This window comes from Deltaproteobacteria bacterium (genome assembly GCA_016874775.1).
Lineage (GTDB): Bacteria > Desulfobacterota > Binatia > Bin18 > Bin18 > VGTJ01.
This window is the reverse complement of record VGTJ01000230.1, coordinates 1-7,974: the sequence shown is the minus strand read 5'-3', so window position 1 is coordinate 7,974 and position 7,974 is coordinate 1. Positions and strand designations below refer to the sequence as shown.

Genomic DNA, 7,974 nt, shown 5'->3' with positions numbered 1-7,974 from the left:
AGACTTCGATACTTAGACCGAAGCCAGCACACAATGGTCTCGTCTCTCATCCCTGCTCTTGTGCAGAGGCTCTCCACTCCGGTCAATCACTATTGCGGTAAGTTGTTTCCTGCCACCGCCTAAGAGTCCGTAAAAGCGCTCTTCTTGGAGGCACAACAATTCATGTAGGTGAGCTTTGTAGAGTTCAGGGAAGGCGACGGCAAGCGACGGAACATGTTCGTGCTTAGCCAAGCGGGCGAGGCGGCCTGTTGATCTCACGCGATAATGCATCAACGGCTTATCGACGAGAGTGAATTGGTATCCGTGTGCCAGGGCTGATAACCACAGAGAAGCATCCGAGCAGTATACTCTTGGGTTGTAACCACCGACGGTATCGTACACCTCTCTCCTATAGAGAAATGTGTTTGGTCCCGAATTGGAACCAGACATGACACCAAGGGAGGGTGGGCTGCGGTGTCCAGACTCCAGTTTTCTCACCAAAAGAGACAATTTGCGTATACGCGCCAGCGAAGCGCTCGTCGGTGAGTGCGTGAATGGTTTCACTGAGATACTCTGGGGCAAGCAGATCATCGCAATCGAATGACAAAAGATAGTCGCCGCAGGAATTCGCGACGGCTGTGTTTCTTGCAGTTTGCGGGCCCGTGTTGGTTTCGTGTCTGATCACTTTCACCCGTGGAAAATCGAATTCCGACAGTATGGCGGCTGCCGATGGTTCTGGCGAGGCATCGTCCACCACGACAAGCTCAAAATGCTGATAGGTTTGCTGCTGCAGGCTTCGCAGTGCTTCTCTATAAAAATCCGGCGCGTCGAAGTAAGGTGTAATGATCGAGACGAGTGGTATAGTTTTCATTCGACATCTCTTCCGGTTGTGTACCAAATGGGTACGACCGGTTCTTCATATACAGGATCGAAGGTCTGGGAAAAGCAAGTGAAAGGGGTGTTTACCTGCCGATGAAGACGCTGTTGTCCGTGGGGGCGAACCGACCTCAATCAAACCACGCGAGATTGGTACATTGAGGGTTTCATCAGAGAGACCGTAGCGTGCGTACAGCGCACGCTACCCCCAACTGTACGAATCTTCTGTGGTCCGATTTTAGCGGAACTTTACGCAACATCTGTCTGCCAGACTTTGCTGTGAGCGGAAAACGAGACTAACTCTCTATAGCTTCGTCGAGGGTGCCGTCGTCAACGATAGCGTGCTCTCTCTCTTCTTGTGGTGCTGCAGCCATAGCCCGCCCAGTGTCCGCCAGGGTCCGGAAAATCAATGCTTCGTCGAACTGGAAGGAGATCGGTGGTGGTTGCGGAAACTCTACCGGTGGCAACGAGAACGGTAGCTGCGCAATCCGAGAATTATAGACACAAGCCAATAACGCTGGAAGGTGAATAACATCTTCGAGGTTGTACCGCAGCAGTGTTTCCAAGGCTCTGGGTTCTCCCTGTTTATGATACTGCCATAAGAGAACTGCACACCACCCATCAAGCAGTGACATTGGCCCCTCACGTTCTAGGCCAAGCGTGCGCTCAATTTTTTTTAGCCCACCTGTGTATCCCAGAGCCGCGAGCGGATAGCGCAGATCGATATGCGCATGCGCAAGAGGAATACCTAACTCCTGCCGCAGGAACGGCAGGTCAAAAAGTTTGCCGTTGTAGGTGACGAGCATAGTGAACTGATCGATGTCGCTGGCGAAGTGGTCGAGATCGACTCCGCGAACGTACACGCGGGGTTGACTGCCATCGTAGACCCCAACAACGGTGACGTGAGAGAGGCCGGCAACCGCTCCTGTTGTCTCGATATCAAGATAGGCGATACGTTGTCCAAACTCAGGAAACAATCGCCATTGCAATGCGCCAGAAAGCTTGTTCGTGAAGTAGTGAGCATCGCGACGTTCAAGCGCATGGAGGGATTGTTCCAGCTCCCGACAGCCCAGATCGCGTTGCCATTGAGAAACAGGAACTTGTGAAGGAGAGTGTAAGAATTCTTCCCAGGTGGTAATGCCTGCTGCCCAGATTCGTTTTTCGGTCTTCTCTCCGATACCGTGAAGATGTTGAAAGGTGTGCTGTAGCATACAGTTCTCAGCGCTCAGCGCTCAGCTTTCAGCCTGCGGTTCTTCGTTTCTGCCTGGCTGATCGCTGATTGCTGATTGCCGATTGCTTTCTCCTTAGTTCTCGTAGCTCCGCAATACTCGCCCAGAACACGCCCCGGTCAGTTCTCCATTACGTTGGACAATCTGACCATTGACGACGGTATAGCGATAGCCGTCGGCGCGCGCGACCAACCGCGATGCCCCGCCAGGAAGATCGCTGACAAATTCCTTGTCCTTTGCCTGGACTTTGTCTGGATCGAATATGGTGAGATCTGCTGCCATCCCTTCTTTCAAGAGCCCACGCTGCGGGATGCCAAGGAGGCGTGCAGGGTCAAAGGTGAGTTTACGCACGGCTTGTTCGAGCGACAGTACTTTCTTCTCTCGTACCCAGTGACTCAGCAAGAAACTTGAATAGGTAACTTGGCAAAGGAAGGCGATATGCGCCCCGCCGTCTGAGCCCCCGGTGACAACATACGGATTGGTCGCGAAGCTACGGACGGCATTCTCATCGCCGTTCTGGAATCCGCGGATCAGGAATTGTGTTTCCAGATTCTCAGAGATTGCCAGATCGAGCATCGCTTCAAGTGGAGTTTTGCCTTGTAAACGGCCCAGCTCAACAAGATTCTTGCCGACGAACTCACTGTGCTCTTTCTCGCGTACCGAACTGACAAACACGTCCTGCATACGTTTGGAAAAAATCTTCGGGGCTGGATCATCCAGATCACGTTGCATTGCTACGCGAACCTCTGGGTTAGAATAGTTCGCTATTTTCTGGCTGCGGGGACCCGTACTCGCGGCTTTCCACGCCGGCAGGTCCTCAAATACGGCTCCTCGCATCGTGAACGTGAGGTCGAACCGCTCGCATAACGCCAGCGGATGCACCCGTGTCCCTTCGCGGAAGGCCTCAGCCGTCCAATCGAGGACCTGACTCCAATGCTCTGGTGCAGCCCAGGTTTGCGCTAGTAAATTCCACAACACGGGACGGCCACTCTCCCGCGACAAGCGTGTCATATAGTCCATATCGCGCGGCCCAACTTGCGGAATACCAGGCGGAATCACACAAACAGTTCCACGATGAAAATCCTTTAGTGTTCGCGCGAGCGCGACCGTTTCGTTTTGTGCGGCAAAACGACTGGGCACAGGGGTTCCTTCGCCATCAAAATGCACCGGCCCATAAGAGGATGAAAAGCCGAATGCTCCGGCTTTCACACAATCGCGTACCACCGTTTGCATCTGCTGTATTTCCTCGGCGGTTGCTTCACGTTTGCGCGCTTCGTCGCCCATGACGTGATAACGAATTGTCGAGTGTGGTGCTAAAGCCATGACATTGACACCCAGCCGCCGATCAAGCGCGTTGAGATACTCACCATAGCTTTCCCAATTCCATGGCACCCCGGCCTTCAAGCTTTCGAGCGGCATGGCTTCGACTTTCACAAGCATGCGCGTGATATAGTCGCGATCCTGCGGTTTACATGGAGCAAGACCAAACCCACAGTTAGTCATAAATACACTGGTAAACCCGTGCCAGCAGCTAGGGCTCGCCCAAGGATCCCAAAACAGTTGCGCGTCATAGTGAGTATGGACATCGATAAAGCCAGGGGCAACAACAAGCCCGCGGGCATCGATCACCTCTTGCGCCGACCCGTCAATCTTGCCCATTGCCACAATCTTGCCGCTTGCCACTGCAAGATCGCCGTAATAGCCGGGCAGCCCAGCGCCATCAATAAGAAAGCCATTTTTAATCAACACATCATATTGCATCGGGGTGCCCTCCTTACTATGGTGCACGTAGCGTGCACTGTAGCGTAAATTTCGTTGTCGTGCCAAGGATTCATTCTTGGAGCGTATGCCTTTCTTGTCGATAGACAGGACGATAAAAATCTTGTCTCCAGGTTTCTTCTGTACGAATTTTCGTGTACAAGGAAAAAGTAGGCTGAAACGCAGCAAGCGCAGCTTGGGGCGTGGGGGGGATTGATGGGTAAGGGAGTTGCATGGTGCGCAGGTGTCCTGAGTTTCTCCTTCTTTCTTTCTGCGTGTTCACAAACGCCACCGACGGTTCCTACCTCTCATTTCCTTGCCTGGAGTCAAACCGATAGCTTGAACGGCAAACGAGTCTGTGTGCTCCCTTTTGCTGACGAAGCTAAAGTTCCTGGACTTGCGAATCGAATCCGTCAGAGTTTTGCCGGTCATCTGAGCATCAAGCATTTCGTTGATACTGAATTACATGAGATTGATTCACGCCTTGAGACTCTAGGGCCAGGGTGGCAGACCCTTTCTGCGCAAGATTTGGGAAAAGCCTTAGGTTGTAACGCCCTCATCTATGGAGAAGTAACCAAAGTCAGTCGCCTGTATCTGGCGTTGTATTCTCAGCTCACACTTGAAAGCAACATTCTTTTGGTTGACGCCAGTACGGGTCAAACACTGGTGAAAGACGGGTATGCCACCAAGTTCCGTTCGGCAGGCCTCCCGCTCTCGCCATTGTCTTTCGTTCCAGATACTGTGCGCACGCTCAGTAATCTGTCGGACACCCAGATGGTTCGTGCTGTTGATGACCTCGGGCGTAACTTAGCTGGGAAGGTTCCAGACCTCCCTGCATTGCCAACGTATAGGTCAGCGGCGGCTCCATCCGCTCCGCCAAATGCAGAACTGTTGACTCCACCTCGGGTTCCTGTGTCGGCGTTCACTGCTGAAAAAAAGCTACTGCCTCCTACAAGGACAGTTGCCCAGCTAGAAACCTCTACTTTTGACGTTCCTCCGACAAATGCTGCGGTCAACACAAAGAGTGCGCAGGTTGCCGCTGCGCACTCAGGAACAACCGCACCTCCTCCGGTACAAGCTGAAGGCTATCGACTACAAGTTGCCGCCTTGCGCACCGCCACCGAGGCTCAGAAAGTCGTGCAGCTCCTCCGCACGAAAGGGTATCAGCCGATCGTGGCCCAGTCTGTCGACACGAAGCCCATCTGGCACCGTGTGGTCCTCGGTCCATTCCCTACTATTCACGCGGCCCAAACCGTTGGTGCGCAGATTCATAAAGTCCTGCCGTTCTCACCAGTGGTGATTAACCAGGTGCGTCCGTAACTCCCTTTGTCGTTTTTCCGTAACCAGGCTCTAGCCCCTGAGTGGCAACTCTTGCCTTGTCGCACCGAGGGTGCTTTAACCGTCTGGCAAAAGGAGGACGCATGATGGTGAAGTTCGAAGACTACGCAAATAAATACAAAACCATTCGCATGGAACGCCGCAACGGCATTCTCCAGATGCAGCTCCATACCAACGGTAAAACCTTGCAATGGGGAGCGACTCCACACGAAGAACTCGGCTATTGTTTTCAGGATATCGGGGCCGACCCGGAAAACCGGGCCATTATCATGACTGGTACCGAAGACAAGTTTATCGCTGAATTCGAGATGGGGAGTTTAGGCAAGATTACTCCCCGGTCGTGGGACCATATCTACTACGACGCAAAGCGGTTGCTGATGAATCACCTCGACATCGAAGTGCCAATGATTGCTGCTGTGAACGGCCCAGCAACTATTCACGCTGAGTTAGCGGTTCTCTGCGATATCGTACTCGCGTCGGACAATGCCATATTTCAAGATGCCCCACACTTTCCCGGAGGATTAGTGCCTGGTGACGGCGTCCACGTCGTGTGGCCTTTGGTATTAGGTGCGAATCGTGGCCGTTATTTCTTGCTCACTGGCCAAAAACTTTCCGCGCAAGAAGCGCTCAATCTTGGCGTGGTCAGCGAAGTCCTCCCCAAAGACAAACTGGTATCTCGCGCTTGGGAGCTTGCCGAGGCTATTGTAAAAAAACCTCCTCTCACTGTTCGTTATGCTCGGGTCGCGATGGTGCAGCAAATCAAGCGGCTCATGCTTGATAATCTGGGATATGGACTTGCGCTGGAAGGACTCGGGGCATTGGATTATTGGCCGACGGGACAAGACTAACGGGGGGCTGGGGTCAGGGGCCGAGAGTTGGTAAAGGGGGAAAATAGATGTGCAGTGCTGCCTTCTCTTTTTTTGCCGATTCCTGCTCTCTAGCTCCCGACCCCTGTCACGGAGTGATACATGGCAGGAAAATTCGATGGAAAAGTAGCAATTGTCACGGCAGGTGGTTCTGGGATTGGAGCAGCGACTGCACGGCGATTTACCCAAGAAGGCGCCGCTGTCGTGATCGCTGATCTCAGTGGTAAACGTGCAGAAGAAGTGACTGCCGGCATTAAGAAGAATGGTGGAAAAGCGGCCTGCCTCAAAATGGACGCTGCGGACCCCGAAGCTGTGCAGGCAACGATCAAGTTAGCACTCGATACCTACGGCCGACTCGACATCATGTTTAACAATGCCGGAGCGGCTGATGTCGCGTCGCTGGAGGACACTACGGTAGAGAGTTGGAACCGAATAATTGCCGTGACGCTCACCAGTACGTTTCTTGGTATGAAGTATTGTCTTCCGATCATGCGCAAACAGGGCAAAGGCGTTATTATTAATACTGCTTCTGTTTCTGGCACTGCTGGTGATTATGGCCTGTCGTCGTACAATGCAGCCAAGGCTGGCGTAATCAATCTGACTCGTTCTGCAGCAATCGAAAATGCTCAGTATGGCATCCGCGTTAACTGCGTATGTCCGGGGGCAATCAATACCCGCGTTGCGCAGATTCTCGGCCCCGGACGAGAAGACGAATTCCGTCGACTGCAAGCTGCAGTTCACCCGCTTGGTCGTATGGGTGAACCAGAAGAAATTGCTAATACGGTGTTCTTTCTGGCTTCTGACGAATCTTCGTTTATCACTGGAGAAGCGATCGTCGTTGATGGTGGTGTTTCTGCTCACACTGGATTTCCCAGTTTTTTGACGATGCAAAAGCAACAATAGCAGGACCGTCGTCACTACCGGTTTCGTGTAGCCCTTTCCACTGACTCACATAAGCACGCAGGAATAAGTTCTGCGGTCCGAACATGCTCTCTTGCGCCCCGTAGGGACGCCTGACGGTAGCCAGGCCATGAATGGCCTGGGGAACAACACGAATGAATCCGCGCGTTGCGTAGCGACGCGGAGACACACGCGGCGTCGTTTTCCGGGCCTTGAAAGGCCCGGCTACCTGCACGCGCCGTTCCGCGGCAACAAAAAGGGGATCCATAACACCGAAAAACTTATGCTTAGGTGCACGAAATATTGAGTACTTGGCAAAGTTGCCTGGAACTACTGCCCTATCCGTGCATCGTAACGCTCGGTGCTCTTTTCCTGGGACTTTTTTGCGGAGGCTTTCGTAAGAGACGTGCGACTCGGCTTTGGCAGAGCCGCCATCGTGCCTCGACAGCGTAAAGATCGGCAATGACACGGGTAGAGCACCATTGCCTGTGGCTGGTCCTCGTCCGCGAGTTCCAATTGATAGTCATAGGTGAGTTCCTCGCCAGCCTTGATGTTCCTGCGAGCGACGATAAATATGTGGCCACGGGCTGTGAGATGTGTTTCACAGTTTCCCTGACAGCTATGATTAATTCTCTTTGCCGGTCCTCCATTTACCGCTGCATCGATATACGTTCGACTACTGACACCGAACAAAAGAACCATCGTGCGGCGGCTGCGTGTCCACCGTGCTTCAGCCTCGTGAGCAGAGATGCGTTCGCCGGTGTATTCGATAATGCGAGTGCCCTTTTGATGTCGCAGGCAGCAAAGCCGCCGAGACCTGCAATGGGCGATCGTTTGACGATCATCAGCTCCGTCCGCGGTCGCAAGCTGCGTGTTACCATTGATTAAATCAATCCTCCTTAGGCATGGGCAAGAATTAAGTTACCGATTAAGAGCGAGGAAGAAGCGTATAGTTCCAATCGCCATGAAACTTACCGGGTTTGATATTGAGCGCTTGAAACTCATCGTCGGAGACCTGTAGGCCTTTG

9 protein-coding genes are annotated in these 7,974 nt (G+C 53.0%); 3 read left to right on the top strand and 6 right to left on the bottom strand.

Annotation, left to right across the window (positions count from 1 at the left end):
• Positions 1–12 precede the first annotated feature (12 nt).
• From FJ147_25705 to FJ147_25690, 4 genes are all read right to left on the bottom strand, one after another.
• The gene (locus tag FJ147_25705; protein ID MBM4259283.1) at positions 13–381 is read right to left on the bottom strand and encodes a hypothetical protein; all 369 of its coding nucleotides are present in this window, start codon (positions 379–381) and stop codon (positions 13–15) included.
• A 7-nt stretch (positions 382–388) separates the two neighbouring features.
• Positions 389–850, bottom strand: a complete 462-nt coding sequence (locus FJ147_25700) for a glycosyltransferase family 2 protein (GenBank protein ID MBM4259282.1) — start codon at positions 848–850, stop codon at positions 389–391.
• Positions 851–1,151: 301 nt separating this feature from the next.
• The gene (locus FJ147_25695; protein ID MBM4259281.1) at positions 1,152–2,066 is read right to left on the bottom strand and encodes an exonuclease; all 915 of its coding nucleotides are present in this window, start codon (positions 2,064–2,066) and stop codon (positions 1,152–1,154) included.
• A 93-nt stretch (positions 2,067–2,159) separates the two neighbouring features.
• On the bottom strand, positions 2,160–3,845 hold the full coding sequence (locus FJ147_25690; GenBank protein ID MBM4259280.1) for an amidohydrolase family protein: 1,686 nt from the start codon (positions 3,843–3,845) through the stop codon (positions 2,160–2,162).
• Between the two features lie 213 nt (positions 3,846–4,058).
• On the opposite strand from FJ147_25690, the gene FJ147_25685 reads away from it, so the two are divergent.
• The 3 genes from FJ147_25685 (at position 4,059) to FJ147_25675 (ending at position 6,949) form a co-directional block, all read left to right on the top strand.
• The gene (locus FJ147_25685; protein MBM4259279.1) at positions 4,059–5,162 is read left to right on the top strand and encodes a hypothetical protein; all 1,104 of its coding nucleotides are present in this window, start codon (positions 4,059–4,061) and stop codon (positions 5,160–5,162) included.
• 101 nt (positions 5,163–5,263) lie between these two features.
• Positions 5,264–6,028, top strand: coding sequence for an enoyl-CoA hydratase/isomerase family protein (locus FJ147_25680; GenBank protein MBM4259278.1), 765 nt, complete (start codon positions 5,264–5,266; stop codon positions 6,026–6,028).
• A 120-nt stretch (positions 6,029–6,148) separates the two neighbouring features.
• Positions 6,149–6,949, top strand: coding sequence for an SDR family oxidoreductase (locus tag FJ147_25675; protein MBM4259277.1), 801 nt, complete (start codon positions 6,149–6,151; stop codon positions 6,947–6,949).
• Between the two features lie 327 nt (positions 6,950–7,276).
• Here FJ147_25675 and FJ147_25670 read toward each other — a convergent pair whose 3' ends face one another.
• Positions 7,277–7,648, bottom strand: a complete 372-nt coding sequence (locus FJ147_25670) for an SET domain-containing protein (GenBank protein ID MBM4259276.1) — start codon at positions 7,646–7,648, stop codon at positions 7,277–7,279.
• Positions 7,597–7,827, bottom strand: coding sequence for a hypothetical protein (locus FJ147_25665; GenBank protein ID MBM4259275.1), 231 nt, complete (start codon positions 7,825–7,827; stop codon positions 7,597–7,599). Before FJ147_25665 ends, FJ147_25670 begins: the two co-directional genes overlap by 52 nt.
• Positions 7,828–7,974 lie beyond the last annotated feature (147 nt).

Excerpts from the sequence above, each read along its gene's own strand:
- FJ147_25665 (MBM4259275.1), bottom strand. The coding sequence starts at position 7,827 with ATGGTAACACGCAGCTTGCGACCGCGGACGGAGCTGATGATCGTCAAA.
- FJ147_25700 (MBM4259282.1), bottom strand. The coding sequence starts at position 850 with ATGAAAACTATACCACTCGTCTCGATCATTACACCTTACTTCGACGCG.
- FJ147_25680 (MBM4259278.1), top strand. The coding sequence starts at position 5,264 with ATGATGGTGAAGTTCGAAGACTACGCAAATAAATACAAAACCATTCGC.
- FJ147_25695 (MBM4259281.1), bottom strand. The coding sequence starts at position 2,066 with ATGCTACAGCACACCTTTCAACATCTTCACGGTATCGGAGAGAAGACC.
- FJ147_25670 (MBM4259276.1), bottom strand. The coding sequence starts at position 7,648 with ATGGTTCTTTTGTTCGGTGTCAGTAGTCGAACGTATATCGATGCAGCG.
- FJ147_25685 (MBM4259279.1), top strand. The coding sequence starts at position 4,059 with ATGGGTAAGGGAGTTGCATGGTGCGCAGGTGTCCTGAGTTTCTCCTTC.
- FJ147_25675 (MBM4259277.1), top strand. The coding sequence starts at position 6,149 with ATGGCAGGAAAATTCGATGGAAAAGTAGCAATTGTCACGGCAGGTGGT.
- FJ147_25690 (MBM4259280.1), bottom strand. The coding sequence starts at position 3,845 with ATGCAATATGATGTGTTGATTAAAAATGGCTTTCTTATTGATGGCGCT.